The organism is Phytohabitans flavus, assembly GCF_011764545.1.
GTDB lineage: Bacteria > Actinomycetota > Actinomycetes > Mycobacteriales > Micromonosporaceae > Phytohabitans > Phytohabitans flavus.
This window is the reverse complement of record NZ_AP022870.1, coordinates 8,009,276-8,033,596: the sequence shown is the minus strand read 5'-3', so window position 1 is coordinate 8,033,596 and position 24,321 is coordinate 8,009,276. Positions and strand designations below refer to the sequence as shown.

The 24,321-nt window shown below is 70.2% G+C and carries 18 protein-coding genes, 1 tRNA gene and 2 pseudogenes; 5 read left to right on the top strand and 16 right to left on the bottom strand.

The features are described 5' to 3' along the window. The first annotated feature begins 33 nt into the window (after positions 1-33). Positions 34-1,020, top strand: coding sequence for a non-homologous end joining protein Ku (gene ku, locus Pflav_RS35560; RefSeq protein WP_173041080.1), 987 nt, complete (start codon positions 34-36; stop codon positions 1,018-1,020). Here ku and Pflav_RS35555 read toward each other — a convergent pair. Next, positions 1,017-2,644, bottom strand: a pseudogene (locus tag Pflav_RS35555) (fatty acid--CoA ligase). The gene ku and the pseudogene Pflav_RS35555 sit on opposite strands and share 4 nt — an antisense overlap. Positions 2,645-2,711: 67 nt before the next feature. On the opposite strand from Pflav_RS35555, the gene Pflav_RS35550 reads away from it, so the two are divergent. Then, the gene (locus tag Pflav_RS35550; protein ID WP_377307538.1) at positions 2,712-3,206 is read left to right on the top strand and encodes an NUDIX domain-containing protein; all 495 of its coding nucleotides are present in this window, start codon (positions 2,712-2,714) and stop codon (positions 3,204-3,206) included. A 4-nt stretch (positions 3,207-3,210) separates the two neighbouring features. Here Pflav_RS35550 and Pflav_RS35545 read toward each other — a convergent pair whose 3' ends face one another. The 3 genes and pseudogenes from Pflav_RS35545 to Pflav_RS35535 form a co-directional block, all read right to left on the bottom strand. Then, positions 3,211-4,818, bottom strand: coding sequence for an MDR family MFS transporter (locus tag Pflav_RS35545; RefSeq protein WP_173041079.1), 1,608 nt, complete (start codon positions 4,816-4,818; stop codon positions 3,211-3,213). A gap of 304 nt (positions 4,819-5,122) precedes the next feature. Beyond that, the gene (locus tag Pflav_RS35540) at positions 5,123-5,575 is read right to left on the bottom strand and encodes a DUF2231 domain-containing protein (RefSeq protein ID WP_173041078.1); all 453 of its coding nucleotides are present in this window, start codon (positions 5,573-5,575) and stop codon (positions 5,123-5,125) included. Positions 5,576-5,667: 92 nt separating this feature from the next. Continuing rightward, positions 5,668-7,442, bottom strand: a pseudogene (locus Pflav_RS35535) (metallophosphoesterase). A 131-nt stretch (positions 7,443-7,573) separates the two neighbouring features. Here Pflav_RS35535 and Pflav_RS35530 point away from each other — a divergent pair. Then, a tRNA-Thr gene (locus Pflav_RS35530) sits at positions 7,574-7,649 on the top strand. A gap of 48 nt (positions 7,650-7,697) precedes the next feature. Here Pflav_RS35530 and Pflav_RS35525 read toward each other — a convergent pair. From Pflav_RS35525 to tmk, 6 genes are all read right to left on the bottom strand, one after another. Continuing rightward, a complete protein-coding gene (locus tag Pflav_RS35525; protein ID WP_173041077.1) occupies positions 7,698-8,540 on the bottom strand; it encodes a PSP1 domain-containing protein in 843 nt (280 codons plus the stop codon). A 464-nt stretch (positions 8,541-9,004) separates the two neighbouring features. Beyond that, complete coding sequence (locus Pflav_RS35520; RefSeq protein ID WP_173041076.1) at positions 9,005-9,643, bottom strand: hypothetical protein; 639 nt, start codon at positions 9,641-9,643, stop codon at positions 9,005-9,007. Further along, on the bottom strand, positions 9,643-9,945 hold the full coding sequence (locus tag Pflav_RS35515) for a hypothetical protein (RefSeq protein ID WP_173041075.1): 303 nt from the start codon (positions 9,943-9,945) through the stop codon (positions 9,643-9,645). Before Pflav_RS35515 ends, Pflav_RS35520 begins: the two co-directional genes overlap by 1 nt. A gap of 1 nt (position 9,946) precedes the next feature. Then, on the bottom strand, positions 9,947-10,273 hold the full coding sequence (locus Pflav_RS35510; protein ID WP_173041074.1) for a YbaB/EbfC family nucleoid-associated protein: 327 nt from the start codon (positions 10,271-10,273) through the stop codon (positions 9,947-9,949). A 209-nt stretch (positions 10,274-10,482) separates the two neighbouring features. After that, entirely contained in the window at positions 10,483-11,667 is a 1,185-nt protein-coding gene (locus Pflav_RS35505; protein WP_173041073.1) for a DNA polymerase III subunit delta', read from the bottom strand. 19 nt (positions 11,668-11,686) lie between these two features. Continuing rightward, a complete protein-coding gene (gene tmk / locus Pflav_RS35500; RefSeq protein ID WP_173041072.1) occupies positions 11,687-13,876 on the bottom strand; it encodes a dTMP kinase in 2,190 nt (729 codons plus the stop codon). A 110-nt stretch (positions 13,877-13,986) separates the two neighbouring features. Here tmk and Pflav_RS35495 point away from each other — a divergent pair, with 110 nt between their 5' ends. Then, positions 13,987-15,192, top strand: coding sequence for an amino acid deaminase/aldolase (locus tag Pflav_RS35495; RefSeq protein WP_173041071.1), 1,206 nt, complete (start codon positions 13,987-13,989; stop codon positions 15,190-15,192). An 8-nt stretch (positions 15,193-15,200) separates the two neighbouring features. Here Pflav_RS35495 and Pflav_RS35490 read toward each other — a convergent pair whose 3' ends face one another. Next, positions 15,201-15,752, bottom strand: coding sequence for a TetR/AcrR family transcriptional regulator (locus Pflav_RS35490; protein WP_173042820.1), 552 nt, complete (start codon positions 15,750-15,752; stop codon positions 15,201-15,203). A gap of 223 nt (positions 15,753-15,975) precedes the next feature. Here Pflav_RS35490 and Pflav_RS35485 point away from each other — a divergent pair, with 223 nt between their 5' ends. Continuing rightward, on the top strand, positions 15,976-17,283 hold the full coding sequence (locus tag Pflav_RS35485; RefSeq protein WP_173041070.1) for a D-arabinono-1,4-lactone oxidase: 1,308 nt from the start codon (positions 15,976-15,978) through the stop codon (positions 17,281-17,283). 17 nt (positions 17,284-17,300) lie between these two features. Here Pflav_RS35485 and Pflav_RS35480 read toward each other — a convergent pair whose 3' ends face one another. The 5 genes from Pflav_RS35480 to Pflav_RS35460 all read right to left on the bottom strand — a co-directional run bounded on the left by Pflav_RS35480 (position 17,301) and on the right by Pflav_RS35460 (position 24,216). Further along, positions 17,301-17,609 carry a hypothetical protein gene (locus Pflav_RS35480; protein ID WP_377307543.1) on the bottom strand — a complete coding sequence of 103 codons (309 nt, stop codon included), beginning with the start codon at positions 17,607-17,609 and terminating at the stop codon, positions 17,301-17,303. Between the two features lie 25 nt (positions 17,610-17,634). Then, complete coding sequence (gene topA / locus Pflav_RS35475; RefSeq protein ID WP_173041068.1) at positions 17,635-20,439, bottom strand: type I DNA topoisomerase; 2,805 nt, start codon at positions 20,437-20,439, stop codon at positions 17,635-17,637. 192 nt (positions 20,440-20,631) lie between these two features. Then, complete coding sequence (locus Pflav_RS35470) at positions 20,632-21,240, bottom strand: hypothetical protein (protein WP_173041067.1); 609 nt, start codon at positions 21,238-21,240, stop codon at positions 20,632-20,634. Then, complete coding sequence (locus Pflav_RS35465) at positions 21,231-21,761, bottom strand: hypothetical protein (RefSeq protein ID WP_173041066.1); 531 nt, start codon at positions 21,759-21,761, stop codon at positions 21,231-21,233. Before Pflav_RS35465 ends, Pflav_RS35470 begins: the two co-directional genes overlap by 10 nt. A gap of 94 nt (positions 21,762-21,855) precedes the next feature. Next, on the bottom strand, positions 21,856-24,216 hold the full coding sequence (locus Pflav_RS35460; protein WP_173041065.1) for a sodium-translocating pyrophosphatase: 2,361 nt from the start codon (positions 24,214-24,216) through the stop codon (positions 21,856-21,858). Positions 24,217-24,321 lie beyond the last annotated feature (105 nt).

The window sequence follows — 24,321 nt, the reverse complement described above, 5'->3', positions numbered from 1 at the left end:
TTCCGGGCAGGTCAGCACGGGTAGGGAGCCAGGATGCGGGCAATCTGGAAAGGCGCGGTATCGTTCGGCCTTGTATCGATCGCCGTAAAGTTGTATTCGGCGACCGAAGAGAAGGATATCCGTTTTCACCAGGTTCACCGGGAAGACGGCGGCCGTATCCGGTACAAGCGCACTTGCTCGATCTGTGGCGAAGAGGTCACGTATGACGACATCGCCAAGGGCTACGACATCGGCGGCGGCGAGATGGTCATCCTGACCGACGAAGACTTCGCCGACCTCCCGCTGAGCACCTCGCACGCGATCGACGTGCTGGAGTTCGTGCCGGCCGAGCAGGTCGACCCGATCCTGTACAACAAGGCGTACTTCATGGAGCCTGAGGGCGCGGCGACCAAGCCGTACGTGCTGCTCCGCGACGCCCTCTCCGACGCCGACCGGGTGGCGATCGTGAAGGTGGCGCTGCGCCAGCGCGAGCAGCTCGCCACGCTGCGGGTGCGCGAGGGCGTGCTGCTGCTCAACACGATGCTGTGGCCAGACGAGATCCGGAAGCCCGACTTCAACTTCCTCGACGAGAGCATCGAGGTCCGCCCGCCGGAGCTGGCCATGGCCGGTTCGCTGATCGACTCGATGGCCGGCGAGTTCGACCCGGACGACTACACCGACAACTACCGCGAGGCGCTCCAGGAGGTCATCGACGCCAAGGTCGAGGGCCGCGAGGTGGTACAGCCGGAGGAGGTCGAGGAGGCCCCGGCAGCCGCGGTCGACCTGATGGCCGCGCTGAGGGCGTCGGTCGAGCGGGCCCGCGCAGCACGCGGCGAGGAGGGCGGCGAGCCGACGCCGATCTCGTCCGCGCGGTCGGCCAAGAAGGCGGAGCCCGAGAAGAAGGCAGCCCCCAAGAAGGCCGAGCCGGAGAAGAAGGCGGCCGCGAAGAAGGCCGAGCCCGCCAAGAAGACCGCCGCGAAGAAGGCGGCCCCGGCCAAGAAGGCACCCGCCAAGAAAGCCACAGCCCGCAAGTCCGCCTAGATCTTGGTGACGTCGAGGGTGCCGTTGGCGTAGTTGGCGCGGACCTGCTTCTTGTCGAACTTGCCCACGCTCGTCTTCGGTACCGACTCGATGAAGGCCCACCGCTCGGGGAGCTGCCACTTGGCGACCCGCTCGCCGAGGAAGTCGCGCAGCTCCTCTGGGCTCGCCGTCGCGCCCTCGCGTAGCACGACGGCGGCCAGCGGGCGTTCGTCCCAGCGCTCGTCGGGCACGCCGACCACGCATGCCTCGAGTACGGCCGGGTGGGCCATCAGGGCGTTTTCCAGCTCCACCGACGAGATCCACTCGCCGCCGGACTTGATGACGTCCTTGGCGCGGTCGGTGAGCGTGATGAAGCCGTCCGCCGACAGGGTGCCGACGTCGCCGGTACGCAGCCAGCCGTCGTGGAACTTGTCCGGGTCCGGGGCGTCCTCCCCGACGTACCGCGAGGTCGTCCAAGGCCCCCGGACCTCCAGCTCACCCACGGACTTGCCGTCGGCGGGCATCTGCTCGCCCAGCGGGCCGACGATGCGCGCCGCGACGCCGGCGGGCACGCGGCCCTGCGTGATCCGGTACGCCCACGCGTCGTCGCCGGTCGCACCGGCGGGTGAGCGGGACACCGAGCCGAGCGGGGACATCTCGGTCATGCCCCAGGCATGGATGATCTCGATGCCGTACCGCTCCCGGAACGCCTCCATTAGCGCCGGCGGGCAGGCCGAACCACCGACGATGACCTCCTTGAGCGAGGAGACGTCCACCTCGTGACTGTCCAGGTAGGACAGCACATCGGTCCAGATGGTCGGCACCGCGCCGGCCTTGGTCGGGCGTTCCGCCTCGATCATCTGAGCGATCGGCTCGCCTTTGAGGAAGCGGTCGGGCATCACCAGCGAGGCACCTGACATCAGCGCGGCGAACGGGATCCCCCACGACATCGCGTGAAACATCGGCACGATCGCGAGCTCGCGGTCGGCCGGGCTGAGCCCGAAGCCCTCCGGCGCGCATACCTGCATCGAGTGCAGCCAGATCGAGCGGTGCGAGTACGCCACACCCTTGGGGTTGCCGGTGGTACCTGAGGTGTAGCAGAGGGCGGCGGCGTCGCGCTCGTCGAGCGTGGGCCAGTCGAACCGCTCCGGCTTGTCGCGCAGCAGGTCTTCCCACCGGTGTACGGCGACCCGGTCGCCCAGCGGTGCGGCGTCGCCCCGCCGACCACCACCACGTGCTCCACAGTGGACATCGCGGGCAGCACCTTGGCCAGCAGCGGGATCAGCGTGCTGTCGACGAGGACGACGTGGTCCTCGGCGTGGTTGGCGATGTACGTGATCTGGTCCGGAAAGAGCCGCAGGTTGAGCGTGTGCAGCACGGCGCCCATGCTGGGCACGGCGAGGTAGGCCACGAGGTGCTCAGCGTTGTTCCACATGAAGGTGGCCACCCGCTGGTCGCCGGTCACCCCCAGGTCGTCGCGGAGAGCGTGGGCCAGCTGAGCCGCCTTGGCGCCAACCTCGGCGTACGTCATACGGCTGCTGCCGGCGCCGGTCCAGGTCCGCACGTCCGCGGCGCCGTGCACGGTGCTGCCGTGCTCGAGGATCCGGGAGACGAGGAGTGGGGCGTCCATCATCGTGCTACGCATGGTTCCGAATGTAGTGGCCTGGATCACATCAATGGAAGACATCGTCTGGGCATCTAGGATCGGGGCCGTGGCGAGCATTCCATGGGCGGAGTCGTACCTCGGCCAACTGCGCGCACTAGCCGGCGACCGCACTCTGCTGTTCGTCGGCGCACGCGCGACCGTGTTCGACGACCAGGGCCGCCTGCTCCTCATCAGGCGGCGCGACAACGGCTATTGGGATATCCCGGCGGGCGCCATGGAGCTGGGCGAGTCGATCGCCGACTGCGCCGTGCGGGAGGTGTACGAGGAGACCGGCATACGCGCGGCCGAGGTGACGCCGTTCGCGTTGTACACCGGCCCGGCGTACACGTACACGAACATGTACTCCGACACCTACCAGCTCTTCGTGACCGCCTTCCGCGTCGAGAGGTGGGCCGGCCAGCTGGAGCGGGTGACGGACGAGACCATCGACGCTGGTTTCTACCACCCGGACGAGATGCCTTCGCTGATGTCCCGCAGCGTGCACGAGACGCTCGCCGACCTCGCCGCGTTCGAACGTACCGGCCAAATGGTTTTGAAATAGGTCCTCAGAGCAGCGTCTGGGCGCGTGCCTCGGCGCTGGTGGCGCTGTCCTCCTCGGAGATGGGCTCGGGGCCGTGCAGCTTGTGGTCGGGCAGCGCGAGCGTGACAAGGACCGCCACGATCGCGACGATCCCGGAGATCAGGAAGACCCGGTGGAGCGCGTCCACGAACGCGAACTGGATCGCCTCGCGCAGCGGCGCGGGCAGCGCCCGGATCACCGACGGCTGGTTGATCGAGAAGTTCGACGCGCCGCCTGACGCCTCGAAGCGGGCGGCCTGGTCGGGCGTGAGGCGGCTGACCGCTCCGGGCAGGCGCTCGGCCAGTTCGACGCTGAGCCGCGCGGAGAGCACCGCGCCGAGGATCGCCACGCCGAACGAGCCGCCCAGCGAGCGGAAGAACGTGGCGGCCGATGTGCCGGCGCCGAGGTCGCGCAGGTCGACCGAGTTCTGGACGGCGAGCACCAGCGACTGCATGCACAGGCCGAGGCCGACGCCGATCACCACCATGTAGAAGAAGGCCAGCCACAGCGTGGTGCTTACGTGCAGCTGGGTGAAGAGCAGCATGCCGGCGGTCAGCACCCCCGAGCCGGCGACGGGAAACCACTTGTACCTGCCGATCCGGCTCATCGCCTGCCCGGAGAGCACCGAGGTGACGATCACGCCGGCCATCATCGGCAGCATCAGGAGGCCGCTCTCGGTCGGCGTCGCGCCCTTGACGATCTGGAGGTACAGCGGGATGAAGATGATCGACCCGAACATGACCAGGCCGAGGACGAAGCTGGCGGTGTTGGCCAGCGCGAACGTCCGGCGGCGGAATAGCTTGAGCGGCAGGATCGGCTCACCGGCCCGGGACTCTTGGAGGACGAAGAGGAGCGCCAGTACGCCGCCCGCGGCGAAGAGCCCGATGATTGTGGGCGAGCCCCAGGCGTACTGGTTGCCGCCCCAGCTCAGCGCCAGCAGCAGGCAGCTCACGGCGACCACCATGAGCGACGCGCCGATCCAGTCGATCGAGTGCGGGCGGCGGTGGAACGGGATCAGCCGCATCACGTGGTAGCAGACCACGATCGCGACGATGGCGATCGGCACGTTGATGTAGAAGATCCACCGCCAGTCGTGCTCGGCGAAGTAGCCGCCGACAAGCGGGCCGGCGACCGAGGCGATACCGAAGACCGCGCCGAAGAGGCCCTGGTACCGGCCACGCTCGCGAGGCGAGACCACATCCGAGATGATCGTGAACGCGAGCGTCAGCAGGCCGCCCGCGCCCAGGCCCTGGATGCCGCGCGTAATGATCAGCTGGGTCATGTTCTGCGACAGGCCGGCGAGCAGCGAGCCGACGAGGAACGTCCCGATCGAGAAGAGGAAGACCGGGCGGCGGCCGTACAGGTCGGAGATCTTGCCGTAGAGCGGCGTCGACGCGGTGGACGCCAGCAGGTACGCGGTTACCACCCACGAGTAGTGGTTGATGCCCCCGAGTTCGCCGACGATCGTGGGCAGCGCGGTACCGACGATCGTCTGGTCCAGCGCGGCGAGCAGCATGCCGGTCATCAAGCCGGCCATGAGGAGGAGGATCTGCTGCCGGCTTAAGCGGGGCCTGCTGACGTCGGCGGTGGTCATGATCCCAGTCTCGGCCTGTTTGCCGCTGCTGGGACCTGATTCGGCCCTAAACGTGAGGCATGAGGCTTCACACCCACCGCTGGCGATAAAAGAACTTCAATCGGCAGACGAATTTCATTCGTTGCCGGGTTCTACGCAATTGAATGGGCAGGCGCGGTCGAGCATCGACCAGATTAGATAGCAACCAGCAGTTATCGGTGTAGAGCTGGCATTCAGCCGCGCGGCGTGGGGCTGCCCGGGGCAGGAGCGGGTGCCGGACGCCTGGCCTCCGGCGGGCGGGGCCGGCGTGCGTCCGCGGGGAAGATCACGTCGGTCGGCAGGTCGTCGACGGGCTCGGCGCCGATCCGAAACTCGCGGACCATCGACGCGCCCAGCCAGGCGCCGTAGCCGCCGGTCGCCAAAGCCAGCAGCTCGACCAGGAAGATGCCCCGGTGGGCGCGCTGGCCTGGTCCTCGACGCGTACCAGGCAGACGATCGCGAACATGGCGACCATCGCGAGGTTGACCAGCTCATACGCCACCAGGCGGCGCTTGCCCGCGCCGGCCGGCAGATCCCAGAGGTCGACCATCCCGGCACCCACGGCCAGGATGGCGGCGAACAGCCCCGCCACAAGCGTCCAGTAGCCGACCTGGCTGAGGAAGTGAAGCCCGACCAGCGCACCAAAATCGAAGAGGATCGCGCACACGATCAACGCCAGGGGCAGGGTCATCATGAACGGGTGGACCGGATGACCGGAGATGTTGAGCCGTGTCTGCATGATGGCCGCGCTTCCGAGGGGTAGGCACTCTCAAAGACGTCGATGCGGTACCCGGACTGCTGTCCACCAAACATACGCGCTGCGAGGATCGACTAGCGGATCACGATGGGTTCTTCCGCCAGGTGTACCCGCAAGGGTTTATTGGGCTCGACCCACGGCGTGCCGGCGGCGCCGCCGGGTTGGCCGCCCAGCCGTGGCAGACGCGGTCGATCGCGACCGGGTAGATCGTGAGGCTGCCGTCGGCGGCGATGTGTATCCGCAGGAAACTCTTCGCGTCTTCGATGCCCTGACCCGCGAAGAGCTCGTTGACGTTGACGCCCAACGAGCCGGCCACCAGCAGGTACGCCGCGACGAGCAGGCTGGCGACGTAGCCGACGATCGGGCCGTAGACCACCGCGGCGGCGACCACGGGCAGCGGCCACGGCCAGTCGACGAAGGGGAGCTGGAGCCACACCCACGTACCGAGGACGGCCAGCCCCACGTGGCCAAAGCCGTGGGCCAGGCCGAGCAGCCAATGCCGCGCGTGGCGCTTGCCGCTCGCGCTGGGTGGTCTGGCGAAGAGCACGGCGCCGACGATCGTGACGAGCACCATGATGGCGAGCGGGATGCTGAAGATGCGGGTCTCGCTCTCGCCATTGCGGTGCACCACGCCGACCATCGGCAGCATCAGCAGCGTGTGCAGCAGGCCGATCAGGACCGCGAAGCCCGGGTTGCGCAGCGGCAGCCGGGCGAAGATGCCCCAGCCGAAGCGGCGGGAGCGCTCACGCTTGGGGTACGTGCCGGCCAAGTCGTACGGCAGGCTGCGGCTGGCCCGGCGGGCGAGCGTGTCCGGCGGGGGCACCTGGATCTGCTCGGGCAGCTTGTGGGTTGGGTAGAGGTACGCGCCGCCTCCGCCGCAGGTGACGAGCTGCCGCTCGCCGTTGGCGTAGCGGGCGTAGTGATGCAGGTCACCCGCGATGATCAGCGGGACGCGGGCGCCGGTCGGGTCGATCACCGTGCGGATGAAGTAGTCGACCGCGTCGTACGCATCCGGGTTGTCCACGGCTTTCACCCAGGTCGGCGCCGGCACCACCAGCACGACGCGGTCGTCGGGCCCGAGGTGGCGGGCGGCCTCCTCGAAGTAGATCAGCTGGGGGTCGTCCAGATACGCCCCGAACTGCTCGTCGATGCCGAAAAGCCACCAGCCGGCGGGAAGCTCGGTGGCGAAGTACGACCTATTCTGCTCGGTGCGCCACCCACCGATCTCGCCGTCCTTGCGCCGTGCGAAGAGCCGAAGAAACGCGGTCAGCCCGTCGTACCAGTCGTGGTTGCCCGCGATCGCGAAGAGCGTGGGGCGCGGCCCGGTGGCCGGCGCGCCGGGCAACGCGGCCTGGTAGGGGCCCTTGCACCGATCCTCATACGCCGAGGCGCTCGCGGTGGGATAGACCTGGTCGCCTCCCATGACCAGGACCTGGCCGCGGGGCAGTCGCTCTCCGCCGAGGTCGAGGTCCGGCTGGGCCAGCAGGTACGCCACCGAGTACGTCGCGTCGAACCCGTCGCCGAGGTCGGCCACGTAGTCCATCCACAGCTCGCCGCCCACGCCCGGCTGGTGGTAGATCCGGCCGGGCAGGGCGTTCTGGAGCTCGCGCTTGTCGAGGTAGGCGCCGAAGAGGATGGCCAGCAGCGTGCGGAGGCCGGTGCTGAGCAGCAGCAGCGGCGCGAGCCAGGGCACCGGCTTGCGCGGCGTGAAGCCGAGCTCGAGGGGGTCGAGGGTGCGCGGGCGCGGTGGCGGTGGCGGTGCCGGTGGCGGCGCAGCTTGCTGGACTTCGCTGGTCGTCGCCTCGTCGCTGGGCTCCGAGCCGTCGCCTGCGCAAGCTGCTGAGTCCATTGGTTCGCTCGCAAGCTCGCTCACGTCAAGCACCCTAGTCGCGCCATGTGTCGATGCGCTGCCCCTAAGTAGCCGAAGGTGGGGAACCGTTGCGAGCCCGCCGCTGGCGTGCCGTACACTTGACCACCGTTGCCGCCTTAGCTCAGTCGGCAGAGCGATTCACTCGTAATGAATAGGTCGACGGTTCGATTCCGTCAGGCGGCTCCACACGATGAGGCCCGGGTCAGGTGACCCGGGCCTCCGTGCGTTTCGGCCTCAGCCGCCGTACGCCTCGTCGTGCGCCTTCCGCGGGCCGCACACCGACGCGCGGCTGCACATGCACCGCGAGCCGTCCGCGTCCATGCGCACCACCACCGCGTCGCGCGGCACGCTGTGCGACACGACCCGGCCGTCGCCCTCCGGTGTGGACACTCGACTGCCCACCGCGGGCGCCGACGCCTGGAACTTCTGGTACAGCGGGTGCTCGTACTTCAGGCAGCACATCAACCGTCCACATGCGCCGGAGATGCGCAGCGGGTTGAGCGGCAGGTCCTGGTCCTTCGCCATGCGGATGGTGACCGGCTCGAAGTCGGTCAGGAAGGTGGCGCAGCACAGGTCACGCCCGCACGAGCCGATGCCGCCCTGCACGCGCGCGGAGTCGCGGGCGGAGAGCTGGCGCAGCTCGACGCGGCACCGGAGCGTGGCACCCAGGTCGCGGACCAGCGAGCGGAAGTCGACGCGGTGCGGGGCGGTGAAGTAGATCGTCGTACGCGCGCCGTTGCCGCCGGCACCGGACTCCTGCACGTGGTCGACCGCGACCACCTTCATCGGCAGGTCGTGCTCGCGGATGAGCCGCTTGGCGGCCACCTTGGCCTCGGCCTTGCGCTTGCGCTGGGCCTCGTCGCGCCGCAGGTCACGCTCGGCGGCCATGCCGGCCAGCTTGGGGAAGCCGTCGGTGTCTTCGCTGACCCACTGCGGCGCCCACACGCACTCGGCCACCTCGGTGCCGTCGTCGGTGGGCACCAGCACCCGGTCGCCGACCTGGGGGCGGTGCTCGCCGGGGTCGAGGTAGTAGAGCCGGCCGTACCGGTTGAAGCTCACCGCGCAGAGCATCCCCATGGCCCCACATTACGGCGCGATCCGCCTTCGGCTGAAGGGCCGGCCATTCAGACGATCTGGTTTGTCGGTACGAACGGGACCTTTCGCCACAGCGCATCGAGGGTCGCGCCTCCATGACGCTGTGGACCTGCGGCGCTACCCGTCGACAACGCTGGCGGACTGCCGGTGACCGGCCCAGACGTCGCCTGGATCGCGACCGGAGGTGCACTATTGATCATGGCTGGTTCGGTAGCCGTGCTGGCCAGTCGGCGCCGCCGTGCCACGGTTCGTCCCATTGCCGTTCGCACTTACGGATGATTCCTGGGCGGCGCCCACGACAAAAGTCGGGCAGCGGCGTTGAGTGGGGTGTCCACAGACCTGCGGGGGTGCAGGAAAGGGCCACGGCGTCGCAGCCGGAGCGGTGGGAGAGCATCTACCGCTCCAGAGCGCGACGCCGTTGCCATTGACGGAGATAGATGGCGCCCTCAGGCTCGGGTGGTGGAGCCGAACGCCGCCGGGCCGGTATCCGGCGGCTGGTAGGGCAGCTCCAACAGGTCGACCTCCCAGCGGTGCAGGAGTGCCTCGGCCCGCTCGTATGCCGTGTCGACCGCGCCCAGCACCCGCGCCCCGATCTCGGCGGCCGCGACGGCGCCGGGCACCCCGTACGGCTCGACGGTGACGGTTACCGCCTCGCGCGAGCCCAGCACCGCGGCAAGCTCCCGGGCCAGCCCCGCGCGACTCTCCTCGATCCACTCAGCCACGGCGGCCGAATAGCCGTCGGTCGCGCCCAGCTTGCCGGCCATCTGACCGAGGTGAGCGGAGAGCGCCGCCCGGTGTGCCCCGAAGACCTCCGCACTCGCCCCCTCCCAGGAGCCGGAGTCCGCGATCGTCTCGCCCCGCTCCTCGTACACCTGGATGAGGCCACGCAACGACGGCCCGGCGGCAGCCAGCGGCGCGGGCCGGAGCCCGGCGATGGTGCTTGTGGCGGCGCCCGGAAGGGCACCGAGGCGGCGCATGAGCGGCCAAATCGGGTGACCACCGGGGGCGCCGCTGGTGGCGAGCGCACTGTCGACGCGCTCAAGCAGCAGGGTGGCGGTGCCGGCGAGGTGGTCGAGCGCGTCCATCACACCTCCCCGGGCCAGCCGCGGGCGGTCTTGTCCACATCGGAGTAATCAGCGGCGGTGGCCCGCAGCGCGCCGGCCACGTCGGCGAGCCGGGCACTGGCGGCGGCCGCCTCGCGACCGCGCGCGCCGAACGCGTCGAGCCACTGGCGATGCAGTGCGCGACCCACCTCGCCGAGGCGGCCGGGCCCGCCCGCGCCGAACGAGGACGGCGGCGGCTCGAGGTGGGACAGCCGCCGACCGGCGTCCGTGAGCGCGGTGGCCGCCTCGTCGAAGCCGGCCGCGAGGTCGCGCAGGGAGTCCATCTCAGACCTCCCGCAGCGGCCGATAGCTAGCGAACATCTCGATGTGCAGCTTTTCGCGGGCCCACTTCGCGGCGTCGGCGGCCGCGGTGACGGCGGCCTGGATCGACTGGGACAGCTCGGCGCTGGTCCGCCCGCCGAACGCGCCGGTGATACGGACGTCGGTGATCGCGCCGGTGGCCGTCACGACAAGCTCGACAAGACCGTCCGGCGAATGGACGGTCACCGTCAAGTCGCGAGCCGCTTCCTCGAACTCCGCTTGAAGCGCTTCAATTCGGCGATAGCGCTCAACAGCGTCCTCGATCCAGCTCTCGTCGATCTCCCGCCCCATAATTTGCAGGCCCTTTCACCGGACGTGGCAACCCGAGTTCAGACCGTACCGGCCAGGGTCGTCAGTCCGCTGCCCCGCGAACGCGCTATTTATTGGCTTCGACGATCCCTTGATCGGCGAAATCAGCCGCGCCAATCGTTGAAATCGAGGACGCAAATCGGCGTGCGGCCGGTCGCCCTCGGAAAGGCGACCCGTGCCATTGCTTTGGGTCAGCCGCGCCAGAGGGCAAGCATCATCGCCTCGACGGCGATCCGCGGCTTCACGTTGGCCTCGATCGCGTCGCGGCAGGCGAGTATCGCCTCCAGCCGCCGCAGCGTGCTCTCCGCGGTCCACCGATCGGCGGCGGCCGACGCGAGCGGCGCGGTGTCGGTGTGTACCGGTGACACCGGCGCGCCGAACTTGACCGTGAGTACGTCACGGTAGAAGCCGGCCAGGTCGACAAGCGCGCGGTCGAGCGAGTCGCGCTGGGCTCGGGTGGCCCGCGACTTCTGGCGGCGTTCGAGGTCTTTGAGCTGGCCCGCCGCACCCCGGATCGCCCCGGCCGCACCCCGCCCGGTGCCGCCCGCGCCGAGCGCCGTCTCCAGCGCGGTCCGCTCGGCCGCGTCGGTCTCCGCGACCGCAGCCTCCGCCTCCTGCTCGGCCGCCTCGATCAGCGCCGAAGCCGCGTCGAAGCAGGCGCCGACGCCCGTCAGCCGCCGTGGCACGGCGAGCACCGCCTCCCGCCGCTTGCGCGCCTCCGGGTCGCGGGCCAGACGCTTGGCCCGCCCCACGTGTCCCTGGGCGGCCGCCGCGGCCCACTGGGCCACGTCGTCGGCGACACCGTCGCGCGCGGCCAACACTGTCGCGACCGCGCTGGCCGGGGGCTGCCGCAGTGGTACGACGCGGCAGCGCGACCGGATCGTCACCGAGATGTCGTCGGGGTGGGTCGAGGGCGTGCAGAGCAGGAAGACCGTGCGCGGTGGCGGCTCCTCGATGGCCTTGAGCAGCGCGTTTCCGGCGGCCTCGGTAAGCCGGTCGGCGTCTTCGATCACCAGCACCTGCCACCGGCCGCCGGACGGGGTGCTCGCCGCACGCAGCACCAGCGCACGCATCTCGCTGACCCCGATCGAGAGCCCTTCCGGCACCACCAACCGCACGTCGGCATGGGTACCGGCGAGCGTCGTGTGGCAGCCGGGGCATTGGCCGCAGCCCGTCCCGTACTCACACTGGAGGGCCGCCGCGAAGGCCCGCGCGGCCACCGAGCGGCCCGAGCCGGGCGGCCCGGTGAAGATCCAGGCGTGCGTCATGCCACCGCCGGAACCCCCGCGCAGGACCGCAGCGCCGGCCGCCGCCGCCCGGCGCAGCGTCTCGACCGCCTCGTCCTGCCCCACCAGGTCGGCGAACACGTCACTCATGGCCGGGCCTGCTTCGCGCTCACGACGGTCTCCGCTCCAGGTCGACCTCCACGATCGTCTTGAACGCCTCGGAAGGCTCGTGGTGGTGTGGCGGCGCCTCCGGCAGGATCTCGCCGACCCGCTCCAGCACCGCGGCGGTGATCTCCTCGGGCGGCCGGGTGGCGTCCAGCACCAGGTAGCGCTTGGGATCGCTGGCGGCCAGGTCGAGAAACGCGTACCGCACGCGCTCGTGGAACGATACCGACTCGCTCTCCAGCCGGTCTGCGGCGCCCCGCCGGGCCGCCCGCGCCAGGCCCACCTCGGGTGGCACGTCGAGCAGCACCACGAGGTCGGGCCGGAGCCCACCGGTGGCCCAGGAGGAGAGCCAGGAGACCTCGTCGACCGGGAGCGTGCGGCCGGCGCCCTGGTACGCGAGCGACGAGTCGACATACCGGTCGCTGACCACCACCGCGCCCCGGGTGAGCGCCGGGCGCACGACGGTCGCCACGTGGTCGGCCCGGTCCGCGGCGTACAGCAGCGCCTCGGCGCGCGGCGACAGCTCGGAGTGCTTGCCGAGCACGAGGGCGCGGATGCGCTGCCCGACCTCGGTCCCGCCCGGCTCGCGGGTCACCACGACCTCGCGGCGCTCCGCCCGCAGCGCCTCGGCGAGCGCGTTGACCTGCGTGGACTTGCCGGCACCCTCGCCGCCCTCGAAGACGACGAACGTACCCGCTCCGACCACTTCCTCGCCTGCGGAGAGCGGGCGGCCGCGGATCGAGCCCCAGAGGTCGGCCAGCACCGGCACGCCGGGCTTGTCGTCCATCTGCCGGAACGCGCTGATGCCGGTGAGGATGCTGGCGACGCCCGCGATCAGCAGCAACACCCGGGTGGAGGAGATCGAGACCGTGCTGACCTCCCAGGAACCGCCGAGGCCGACGAGGCTCGACGACACCGCGATGGCGAGCATCAGCACGACCCGGACGGCGGTCTGCACGAACGCGAAGACCCGCCCGCGCACCTGGTCGCCCACCTCGCCGCCGAGCAGCGTCACGCCGGAGAGGAACGCCATGCCGGCCCCCGCGCCCACCAGCAGGGCGCCGAACACCGCCATGGCGAGGTGGATCGCGACCGAGAGGAGCAGTACCGAGCCACCGGCCAGCACGATGCTCATGCCGAACCAGCGCCGCCGGGACAGGTCGCGCACCACCGCCGGGCCAAGCCCGATGCCGGCCCCCAGCCCTACGAAGAGGGTGCCGAAGAGCAGGTAGAAGGCGGCGTCGCCAGCGCTGAGCGAGCGGGCGAAGAACTGCGCGGTACCGATGACGACACCGCCGCCCGCGAACGCGCCGAGGATGCCGAAGACGAGCCCGCGCACCAGCGGGGTGCTGCCCACGTACTTCCAGCCCTCGACGAACTGCCGCAGCATGCTCTGCCCGTGCTCTTTGGCCCCGTGGATGCGGCCGCTGATCTCCTTGATGCCGAAGTACACGACAAGGGCCATGGCGAGGCGGCTGAGCGAGTTGAAATAGAGCGCCAGGTTTGACGCCTCGGCCCACTCCGGGGGCGTGGTGTTACCCGAGCGCAGGATCCGGTCGAGCGCGGCGATGCTGAGGCCGGCGAAGACGGGCGTAAGGCCATACGTGGTGATGAGCGTGAGCTGGTTGGCGGTCTCGAGCCGGGAGCGCGGGATCAGGTTGGGGACCGCGGCCTCCTTGGCCGGGATCCACAGCAGCGTGATCGTCTCGATCAGGAAGGTGGCGGTGGCCGCCCAGCCGACGGTGAGGCCGGCGCTTTCCGAGAAGAGGGCCACGATCGGGATCGACGCGAACAACACGAAGCGCAGCAGGTCACAGATGACCATCGTGTATCGCCGGTCGAAGCGGTCGGCGAGGACGCCGGCGACCGGGCCGAGCACGAGGGCCGGCAGCAGGCGCACGGCGATGACCGAGCCGAAGGCGAGGCCCTTGGCCGCGTCGCCGCTGACCTGCGCGGAGGCGAAGGTGGCGGTGGCCAGCAGGCCCAGCCAGTCGCCGAGCGCGGCTACTCCGGTGACCACCCAGAGCCGGCGGAACGGCCGGATCCGCAGCACCGACCGGAGCGCCTGGAAGCCGGACAGCTCGACCTGGGCCGTCGACGAGCTCCTCGTCGACGCGCCGGCGCGGCCGCTGTCGCTACCGCTTTCGTCGCGAGCATTCGCGTCGATGGCCGTCGTCCCTCCGCCTGCGGGCATCCGCTGACACTCTAGACGCGCAGCCTGATGGCCCTGGTAGCACGGCTCGCGGGAGTGATTGATACACGAAGGAGTTTCGCTTTACTGTATCGACCCGTTAGCGTGCTCGTGTGACGACGACCACCCGCGACGCGCTCCGCGAACGCCTCGAAAAGGCCACCGCGGACCTCGACCCGCCGTTCGCAGTCGTCGATCTCGCCGCCTTCGACGCGAACGCGCGCGCCCTGTCCCGCCTAGCCGCCGGCAAGCCCCTGCGCGTGGCCAGCAAGTCCGTGCGCAGCCGCGCCATCCTCGAGCGCGCCCTCGCCACTCCCGGCTGGCGGGGTGTCATGGCGTACACGCTGGCCGAGGCCATCTGGCTGGTGCGATCCGGGATGACGCACGACGCACTGGTGGCGTACCCGACCGCCAACCGCTCCGCGCTGCGTGAGCTCGCCGCCGACCCCGGCCTGGCCGGGGCGATCACCCTCATGGTCGACGGTCCCGCGCAGCTCGACCTGCTCGACTCGGTCGCGACGCCCGCACACCGCGCCGAGATCCGGGTCTGCCTCGACCTCGACGGCTCCTGGCGTCTGCTGGGCCTGCACATCGGCGTGCGCCGCTCGCCCGTACACACCGCCGCCGCCGCGGGCGATGTCGCGCGCGAGATCACGGCCCGTCGCGGGTTCCGGCTGGTGGGCCTGATGGCGTACGACGCGCAGATCGCCGGCCTCGGCGACGCCCCGCCGCACGAGAAGCTTCGCGGCTTCGCGATCCGGCAGATGCAGCGCCGTTCATACCGTGACCTGCTGGACCGCCGCAGCGCCGCGCTCGCCGCCGTGCGCGAGCACGCGGACGTGGAGTTCTTCAACAGCGGCGGCACGGGCAGCGTGGCCGCCACCGCCGCCGACCCGGCCGTGACCGAGGTGACCGCCGGATCCGGGTTGTTCGGACCGGCGCTCTTCGACGGGTACCGGGCGTGGCGCCCCGAGCCGGCGGCCTACTTCGCGCTGGCGGTGGTACGCCGCCCCGCGCGCGGCTTCGTGACCGTCTCCGGCGGCGGGTGGATCGCCTCCGGCCAGACCCACGCCAGCCGCCAGCCGCTGCCGTGGCTCCCGGCGGGCCTGCGACTCGTAGACATGGAAGGGGCCGGTGAGGTACAGACCCCGTTGCGCGGCCCGGCGGCCGACGGGCTGCGGGAGGGCGACCGGGTGTGGTTTCGCCATGCCAAGGCCGGTGAGCTGTGCGAGCACGTCAACGAGCTGCACCTCGTGGACGGCGCGGAAGTCGTGGAGACGGTGCCCACGTACCGCGGCGAAGGACGGGCGTTCCTGTAGGGCTCGTCTCAGGCGTCGACGTGGCGGTGCAGGTACTCGCGGATCAGCGCCTTGGCCTCGCCCAGCACCGTGTCGTCGCCGTCCGGGTGGCGGCGGAAGGCCAGCTTGATCAGGGCGTCGGCGGCCTCGACCGCGATCTCCAGCGCAAACCGCAGCCGCGCCGTCTCGGCCACCCCGAACTGCTCGACGAGCACGTGGGCGACCCGCCCCGCGATCACCGCGTTGTTGTCGCTCTCCTCGTCGAGCAGGTGCACGTCGACGACGTCACCGAAGTGCAGCGTGCGGAAGCCGGGTACGGAACGGTGCATCGCGATGTACTCGTCGATCGCCGCGTCGACGCCGTCCCACCAGTCGGTGAACGAGCCGTCGGCCCAGCTGCCGGCCAGCCGCTGAAGGTAGGCCTCCATGTTGCGGAGCGTGAGTGCCTGGACGATGGCCCGCTTGTCCGGGAAGAACTGGTAGACCGAGCCGATCGCGACCTCGGCCCGCTCGGCGAGCAGGGTCGTGGTGAGCCCCTCGTAGCCCACCTCGTCGACGAGCTCGGCACAGGCGTCGAGCATCCGCTGAACACGCGCCACGCTGCGCCCTTGGACCGGGACGCGGCGCAGCGGCCCGGTCGCGACGGTCGCGGTAGATGTCGACACTCGTCGCCACTCCCTTCGAGGCTTTCGACGGTGAGAACCTTACTCAGATTAACGAGCGAGCCCGGCCTACGGATCGCAGATGTTTACGCGGAGTGGCCGCGCTGATAAGAATGTTACTCACATTTAGCTGGAGGTTCGGATGGCCTCGACGGCAGTCAAGTGGCAAAACTGGGCCGGCAACCAGAGCGCTACACCGGCCGCCGTTGCCCGCCCCACCAGCATCGATGAGGTGAGCGCGGCGGTACAAGACGCGGCGGCCAACAGGCGCCGGGTCAAAGTGGTCGGGAGCGGACACTCCTTTAGCGATATCGCCCTTGCGGAGGACATCAAGCTTGACCTATCGGGCATCGGAACCACCCTTTCGGTCGACCTCGAATCGAGGGTTGTCAGCGCCCCGCCGGCCATGCCACTCCGCGCGCTAAACGCGGCACTCGCCACGCACGGCCTCGCCCTACCCAACCTCGGCGACATCGACGCGCAGACCATCGCGGGCGCCATCTCGACCGGCACCCACGGCACCGGGGCGGCCTACGGGTGCCTCTCCACCTTCGTGGTGGGCCTGACGCTGGTCACCGGTACCGGCGCGGTGATCAGATGCGGCCCGGACGAGCACCCCGACGTCTTCGTGGCGGCCCGGGTGGGGCTCGGCGCGCTCGGCGTGATCACCGAGGTCAGGCTGCGGTGCGTCGACGCGTTCGTGCTGCACGCCGACGAGCGACCCCTGCCGCTCGACGCCGTGCTGTCCGGGCTGACCGACCACATCGGAGACAACGACCACTTCGAGTTCTACTGGCTGCCGTACACCGAGCAGACACTCACCAAGCGCAACAACCGGGCACCCGCCGACGACCGTCCACTGTCGAAGCTGCGCGCCTGGTGGGACGACGACTTCCTACAGAACACCGTGCTCGGCGGCCTCTGCCGGGTCGGTCGCCGCGTGCCCGCGCTGGTGCCGGCCATTTCACGCACCGAGGCCCGGGTGCTGACGCCGCGCGTCTACACGGCCCGCTCCGACGCGTGCTTCGTCAGCCCGCGCCGGGTGCGCTTCACCGAGATGGAGTACGCGCTGCCCCGCGCCGCGCTGCCCGAGGCCTTCGCCGGGCTGCGGCGGGTGGTGGAGTCGCTGCCCTTCAAGGTGCTGATCCCGGTCGAGGTACGGTTTTCCGCCCCGGACGACATCTGGCTCTCGCACGGGTACGGGCGGGAGTCCGCGTACATCGCGATCCACCAGTACGTGGGGGTGGAGTACGAGCCGTACTTCCGCGCATTCGAACGGGTGGCCCAGGATCTCGGCGGCCGTCCACATTGGGGCAAGCTCCACTACCGGGACGCCGGGACGCTACGGCCCGCGTACCCACACTTCGACGACTTCCTGGCCGCCCGCGACCGGCTGGACCCGTCCCGCGTCTTCGCCAACGCATACACCGAGCGGGTCCTCGGCCCCTGAGGCCCGTCGTGTGCGCCTCAGGTGGCCAGGCTCGGGTGGCGGCGCTCCCAATCGCGGCGGACCGACAGGGGCAGGGACAGGCTGTGCCACTCCCGGCGGAGAGTCGGCACGTCCAGCCAGGTGCGAAGCTCGTCATAGGACAGTGCCTCGCGGAGCACGATCTCGTACATCCGGCGGAGCGCGGCTGGCTGGTCCAGATCGAACACTCGGTCGGCGTGCCAGAACATCCGGTGTGGCAACCTCACCCGGCCACTGACTGGCCCGTGGAAGCCGGACAGGCGGTGGGTGACGACGGCACGCTTGTCGGGGACGTCGTGGTCATACACGCGCCTCATCGTACACCTGTTCGAACTACTCGGAAGACTTGCGCGCTGCCGCCTTCTTCGGCGCGGCCTTCTTCGCCGCCGTCGTGGTCTTCTTCGCGGTCGTCTTCTTCGCAGCCGCGGTCTTCTTGGCTGCGGTCTTCTTCGCCGGCGCCGCGCCGTCCGCCGCCGCTGTGGTCTTCTTCGCGGCGGCCGCCTTCTTGCGCGGCTTCGCCGGACCCCGCGCCCGCCGCTCGGCCAGCATCTCCGAAGCCTGCTCGACGGTGAGCGACTCCGGCGTCTGGTCACGGCGCAGCGACGCGTTCGTCTCGCCGTCCGTCACGTACGGCCCGAAGCGCCCGTTCTTGATGGTCATCTGCTTTTCGGTGAGCGGGTCGACACCCAGCTCGCGCAGCGGCTCGGCGGCAGCCCGGCGCTGGCGGGTCTTCGGTGCGGCCAGCAGCGCCAGCGCCTCGTCGAGCGTGACCGTGAAGATCTTGTCTTCGGAGTCGAGCGAGCGGTAGTCGTCGTCGCGCTTGACGTACGGCCCGTAGCGGCCCGCTGCCGCCAGGATCTCCTTGCCCTCCGGGTCGGTGCCGACCAGGCGGGGCAGCGTGAGCAGCTTCAACGCCTCTTCGAGCGTCACCGTCTCCGGGGACTGCGAGCGCAGCAGCGATGCGTTGCGGTCGCCGGTGGAGACGTACGGGCCGTAGCGGCCGGACTTGAGCACCACCGGCTCGCCGGTCTCCGGGTGCTCGCCCAGCTTTCGCTCCCCGCTGCCGCCGAGGTAGAGCTCCTCGACCTTCTCCGGGGTCAGCTCGTCGGGCGCCAGCCCTTCGGGGATGGAGACACGGTCGTCGCCCCCGTCCGCAGCCGGCTCGGCGTCGGGCAGGGTGCGCTGGAGGTACGGCCCGTAGCGGCCGACCCGGACGACGACGTCACGCCCCTCGTCGTCGCGGAAGAGCGGGATGGAGTTGACGCTGCGCGCGTCGATGTCGCCGAGGTTTTCGGTGACCATCTTTTTCAGGCCACCGGAGCGGGCGATCGAACCGTCGTCGCCGACCGGCGAGCCGAAGTAGAACGAGGTCAGGAAGTCGGTCGAGTGGGCGTCACCGGCCGCGATCTCGTCCAGCTCGTTTTCCATCGCGGCCGTGAAGTTGTAGTCGACGAGCCGCGGGTAGTGCTGCTCCAGCAGCCCCACCACCGCGAACGCGAGGAAGGACGGGATCAGCGCCTGTCCGCGCTTGAAGACGTACCCCCGGTCCTGGATCGTCGCCATGATCGACGCGTACGTCGACGGGCGCCCGATGCCCAGCTCCTCAAGCTGCTTGACCAGCGAAGCCTCGGTGTAGCGCGCCGGCGGCTGGGTCGTGTGCCCGACCGCGGCCAGCTCCTCGGCGGTGAGCGGCTGGTCCTTGACCAGGTTGGGCAGCCGCCGCTCCTGGTCCTCGGCCTCGGCATTCTCGTCGTCGGAGGACTCGACGTACGCGCGCAGGAAGCCCGGGTCGGTGATCGTCTTACCGGTCGCCCCGAAGTCAGCCTCCTCGCCCGAGGTCGAGATGGCGCGGATGCGCACCGAGACGGACGAGCCGACCGCGTCGGTCATCTGGGACGCGATCGTGCGCCGCCAGATCAGCTCGTAGAGCTTGAACTCCTCGGTCGACAGCTCCTTGGCCACCTCGCCCGGCGTGCGGAAGTTGTCACCCGCGGGGCGGATCGCCTCGTGCGCCTCCTGCGCGTTCTTGACCTTGCCGGTGTAGCGGCGGGGCTCCGGTGGCACGTTGCGCTCGCCGTAGAGCTCGGCGATCTGCCGGCGAGCAGCCGCGAGGGCGGTCTCCGAGAGGTTGACCGAGTCGGTACGCATATAGGTGATGTAGCCATTTTCGTACAGCCGCTGCGCGACCCGCATCGTCTGCTGCGAGGAGAGGCGCAGCTTGCGTGCGGCCTCCTGCTGGAGGGTGGAGGTGATGAACGGCGCGTACGGCCTCCGCCGGTACGGCTTTTCCTCCACACGGGTGACAGTGAATGGCCGCCCGTCGAGGCGAGCGGCCAGGCCACGGGCGCCGTCGGCATCGAGGTGCACGACCCCGGCGCCGGGCTTCACCTGCCCCGTCGTCGGCTCGAAGTCCTTGCCGGTCGCGATGCGGTCGCCGTCGAGCGCGATCAGTGTCGCCCCGAACGTGCGAGGGCCCTCAACCTTGCCCTGTACGGCAAGCGTGGCGGCCACGTCCCAGTACTCGGCGGTGCGGAACGCCATCCGATGCCGCTCGCGCTCCACCACGATGCGGGTGGCGACCGACTGCACCCGGCCGGCCGAGAGCCGGGGCATGACCTTCTTCCACAGGACGGGCGACACCTCGTACCCGTAGAGGCGATCCAGGATGCGGCGGGCCTCCTGCGCGTCGACAAGATCGCGGTCGATGTCGCGCGGGCTCGCGATCGCGGCCTGGATGGCCGACCTGGTGATCTCGTGGAAGACCATCCGGCGGACCGGCACCTTGGGCTTCAGCGTCTCCACCAGGTGCCAGGCGATGGCCTCGCCCTCGCGGTCCTCATCGGTGGCGAGGAAGACCTCGTCGACCTCCTTGACCAGCGAGCGAAGCTTGCGGATCTGTTCCTTCCGGTCGGGAGATACGACGTACAGGGCGGCGAACCCGTTGTCGACGTCGACGCCGAGCCGGGCCCAGGGCTCCTTCTTGTGCGAAGCCGGCACGTCGGCGGCGTTACGCGGAAGGTCACGCACGTGGCCCAGGCTCGCCTCCACGACGTATCCCGGGCCGAGGTAACCCGAGATCGTCTTGGCCTTCGCCGGTGACTCGACGATGACCAGACGGCTGCTGGCGTTGCTCGGCACTTCTCTCCTGACCTTTACTGCTGCCTCTGGCTACAAACTTGGCCCCTTGCGTCCGGTATCAGAACCGGACGCCGGATGTCCAACGTAACGCGCCGCCGGTCTGGCGGTTGCGCGGACCGGTCGGCGACACCGTACACCGAACTGCGACACGGACGTCGGCCACCGCCGCGCCGGAAAGGTCTTTTCCCCCTATCAACCAGGCCATTCAGCGGGCGGGGCGGCGGCTGGGCGGTCGCCCACAAGCTCCGCCAGACGGCCCAGACGGCGCCGTCCTGTGATCCGGTACGCAGGCCCACCCGCGCGCGGTCCGAGCAGCACGGCGGGCAGTCCCAGGGCGGCCAGCGCGGCCCCCACAGACTCCCACCAGGGCTCGTCCGCCGCGCCCAGGCGCAGGACGTATCCGTGCTGGTCAGGACCGCCCGCGGCGGCTGCCCAGAGGCGCAGGCGGGGCCCGTTGAGGTGGAAGTTGGGCGGCGGGCGCTTGGCCGTGGTACGCAGCCATGCCGCGCCGAGTGCGGCGAGGGTGGTGGCGTACGCCGTTCGGACGACAAGCTGTCCCTCGACGGTGGCTAGCTCCCAGGTGGCCTGGAGGCCGCGAAGGGCCAGCTCAGCGATCAGCACGTGTACCCGCCAGGCCCGGTCGACCTCGACCGAGACGCGGGCCGTGCCACCCATCCGGACTACCTCCCCCGGCCCGGCGAGCAGCCCGGCCAGGTCAGCCGGGCGGGGGTCGTGGGCCTCCACCCCGAAGAGCGAAAGCTGTCGCCGGGTCGGCTCGTGGGCGCCCGGGGTCAGCGACACTCCGGGACCTCGTCGAAGGCCGCCCGCAGCTCCTCCGAGTCGAGTGAGCTGGTGTCCAGGGCGCTCTGGTTGTACTCCGTCGTCAGCTTGTTCATGACCGACTCGACGCCGTCGTAGAAGGGGTCGGCGCGCCCCGCGTCCAGTCCTTCGATGCTCTGCTTCGCCCGCCCGTACGCGTCGCGCATGGCGGTCAGCGAGCGGACGAAGCCCGTGGCGACATCTGCGCCGCCGTCGACGTCCGGCACACCTGCCTCCTCGACCTTGGACCGGGCCGTCTCGCTGGCCGACTCGGCGCCGCCCAGCAGGCGTACAAGATTCTCTTTCGCCTGCGCGGGGGTGGTCTTCGCGGTCATCTGCTGCTGGGTCTGGCTGGTCAGCGTGCTGATCTCGGTGCGCCAGGGACTCAGCGCGGTGCACACGTTGGCCGCCCACGCCCGGGGCGCCGGCCCGCCCCCGCAGCCTCCCACCAGGAGCGCGAACGCCGTCGTGAGTGCGACGAGAACTGCGCGGGGCGTACGCATGCGTTGCAGCGTAGCGGTTTGCGAGAGATGGCTCATCAAAGATCAGGGCGCCCCGCACACGTACGGGACGCCCTGATCGTGCTTGACCGAGGTGTCAGGCATTCACCCGCTCGTGCTCCTGGTCGGGCGTGCCGTCACCTGCTTTTCCCGGTGCCGCACCAGACCCTGCCTCGTTCATGGCGATCGGCTTGCGCTTGCTGAACGCCACCGCCGCCACGACGACGAGGACCGCCACGACCGCGATCGAGATACGCAGCGCGTCGTTCTGGTCGTCGCCGATGCTGTACGTCACGACGGCCGGCGCGATCAGCAGCGAGACAAGGTTCATCACCTTGATCAGCGGGTTGATCGCCGGACCGGCGGTGTCCTTGAACGGGTCACCCACCGTGTCACCGATGACCGTCGCGGCGTGCGCCTCCGAGCCCTTGCCGCCGTGCGCGCCGTCCTCGACGAGCTTCTTGGCGTTGTCCCAGGCACCGCCCGAGTTGGCCAGGAAGACCGCCATGAGCACGCCGGTGCCGATGGCGCCGGCCAGGTAGGCCGCGAGCGCGCCGGGGCCGAGGCCGAAGCCCACAGCGATCGGCGCGAGGATCGCCAGCAGACCGGGGGTCATCAGCTCGCGCTGCGCGTCCCGGGTGCAGATGTCGACCACCTTGCCGTACTCCGGGCGCTGGGTGCCGTCCATGATCCCCGGGAACTCGCGGAACTGGCGACGCACCTCCATCACGACCGCGCCCGCCGAGCGGGACACCGCGTTGATGGCCAGGCCGGAGAAGAGGAACACCACCGCGGCACCGATGATCAGACCCACCAGGTTGCGCGGGTTGGCCACGTTGAGCAGCTGGTCGATCGACAGGTCGGAGCCGGCGTCGGCGAGCGAGCTAACGACGGTGTCCTGGTACGACCCGAAGAGCGCGGTCGCCGCGAGGACGGCCGTCGCGATCGCGATGCCCTTGGTGATCGCCTTGGTGGTGTTGCCGACCGCGTCGAGCTCGGTCAGCGTTCGCGCGCCCTTCTCGTCGATGTCGCCGGACATCTCGGCGATGCCCTGCGCGTTATCCGAGATCGGGCCGAAGGTGTCCATCGCGACGATCACGCCGACGGTGGTGAGCAGGCCGGTGCCGGCCAGCGCGACCGCGAAGAGCGAGAGCGTGATCGAGCCGCCGCCCAGCAGGAACGCGCCGAACACGCCGGCGCCGATCAGCAGCGCCGAGTACACGGCCGACTCGAGCCCGATGCTGATGCCGGCGAGGATGACAGTCGCCGCTCCGGTCTCCGAGGTCTTGCCGATGTCGCGCACCGGGCGCCGGTTGGTCTCGGTGAAGTAGCCGGTCAGCGCCTGGATGGCGGCGGCCAGCACGATGCCGATCACGACCGCGCCGATCGCGATGAGCCGCGGGTTGCCGTCGACGTCCGCGACGTCGCCACCGAAGTCCGCGAAGTCGGACGGCAGGTACGCGAACGAGGCGGCCGCCACGAGCACGGCGGCGAGTCCCGCGGAGATGTAGAAGGCGCGGTTGATCGCGCTCAGGCCGCTGCGGTCCGAGGCGCGCAGGCGGGTGATGAACACGCCGATGATCGCGATGATCGCCCCGATGCCGGAGACGATCAGCGGGAAGACCAGGCCCTCCTCGCCGAACGCGGCCCGGCCGAGGATGAGGGCCGCGACAAGCGTCACCGCATACGACTCGAAGAGGTCGGCCGCCATACCCGCGCAGTCACCGACGTTGTCGCCCACGTTGTCGGCGATGGTGGCGGCATTGCGCGGATCGTCCTCCGGAATGCCCTGCTCCACCTTGCCGACCAGGTCGGCGCCGACGTCCGCGGCCTTGGTGAAGATGCCACCGCCGACCCGCATGAACATCGCGAGCAGCGCGGCGCCGAAGCCGAAGCCCTCCAGCACCGTGGGTGCGTCGCCCTTGTAGAGCAGCACCACGAGCGACGCACCGAAGAGGCCGAGGCCGACCGTGAGGAAGCCGACCACGCCGCCGGTGCGGAAGGCGATCTTCATCGCTTCCTCGCGACCGCCCTCGCTGGCCCGCGCCGCCGCCGCCACGCGGAGGTTGGCCCGCGTCGCCAGCGCCATGCCGGCACCGCCGATGAACGCGCTGAACAGCGCACCCACGACGAAGAACGCCGAACGGCCGATCTTGACGAGCGTCTCGTTGTCACTGTCGCCGTGCACCGGGAGTATGAACAGCAGCACCACGGCCAGCACGACGAAGATGCCGAGGGTCCTGAACTGGCGGATCAGGTACGCCGACGCGCCTTCCTGCACGGCGCCGGCGATCTCCTGCATTTTGGTAGTGCCCCTACCGGTCGCCAGCACGGCCCTGACCAGGGCTGCCGCGAATCCGAGCGCCACCAGCGCGATCACGGCCGCGATGATGACGTACGTAAGGTTCATGCCGGTGATGGACAGCCCGCCGCCGTCGGCGGCCAAGGGTCCGGACATCTATGTCCTCCTGTGCCGTTGCGATGCCCGCCCAGCCGGCGGACGAACCGGCGGAGCGCCTGCACGCGGTTGCGCAATCGAACCCCGGCGCCCGCGCACCCGGGT

Excerpts from the sequence above, each read along its gene's own strand:
- ku (WP_173041080.1), top strand. The coding sequence starts at position 34 with ATGCGGGCAATCTGGAAAGGCGCGGTATCGTTCGGCCTTGTATCGATC.
- Pflav_RS35545 (WP_173041079.1), bottom strand. The coding sequence starts at position 4,818 with ATGACCACCGCCGACGTCAGCAGGCCCCGCTTAAGCCGGCAGCAGATC.
- Pflav_RS35540 (WP_173041078.1), bottom strand. The coding sequence starts at position 5,575 with ATGCAGACACGGCTCAACATCTCCGGTCATCCGGTCCACCCGTTCATG.
- Pflav_RS35525 (WP_173041077.1), bottom strand. The coding sequence starts at position 8,540 with ATGGGGATGCTCTGCGCGGTGAGCTTCAACCGGTACGGCCGGCTCTAC.
- Pflav_RS35520 (WP_173041076.1), bottom strand. The coding sequence starts at position 9,643 with ATGGACGCGCTCGACCACCTCGCCGGCACCGCCACCCTGCTGCTTGAG.
- Pflav_RS35515 (WP_173041075.1), bottom strand. The coding sequence starts at position 9,945 with ATGGACTCCCTGCGCGACCTCGCGGCCGGCTTCGACGAGGCGGCCACC.
- Pflav_RS35510 (WP_173041074.1), bottom strand. The coding sequence starts at position 10,273 with ATGGGGCGGGAGATCGACGAGAGCTGGATCGAGGACGCTGTTGAGCGC.
- Pflav_RS35505 (WP_173041073.1), bottom strand. The coding sequence starts at position 11,667 with ATGAGTGACGTGTTCGCCGACCTGGTGGGGCAGGACGAGGCGGTCGAG.
- tmk (WP_173041072.1), bottom strand. The coding sequence starts at position 13,876 with ATGCCCGCAGGCGGAGGGACGACGGCCATCGACGCGAATGCTCGCGAC.
- Pflav_RS35490 (WP_173042820.1), bottom strand. The coding sequence starts at position 15,752 with ATGCTCGACGCCTGTGCCGAGCTCGTCGACGAGGTGGGCTACGAGGGG.
- Pflav_RS35485 (WP_173041070.1), top strand. The coding sequence starts at position 15,976 with ATGGCCTCGACGGCAGTCAAGTGGCAAAACTGGGCCGGCAACCAGAGC.
- Pflav_RS35465 (WP_173041066.1), bottom strand. The coding sequence starts at position 21,761 with ATGCGTACGCCCCGCGCAGTTCTCGTCGCACTCACGACGGCGTTCGCG.
- Pflav_RS35460 (WP_173041065.1), bottom strand. The coding sequence starts at position 24,216 with ATGTCCGGACCCTTGGCCGCCGACGGCGGCGGGCTGTCCATCACCGGC.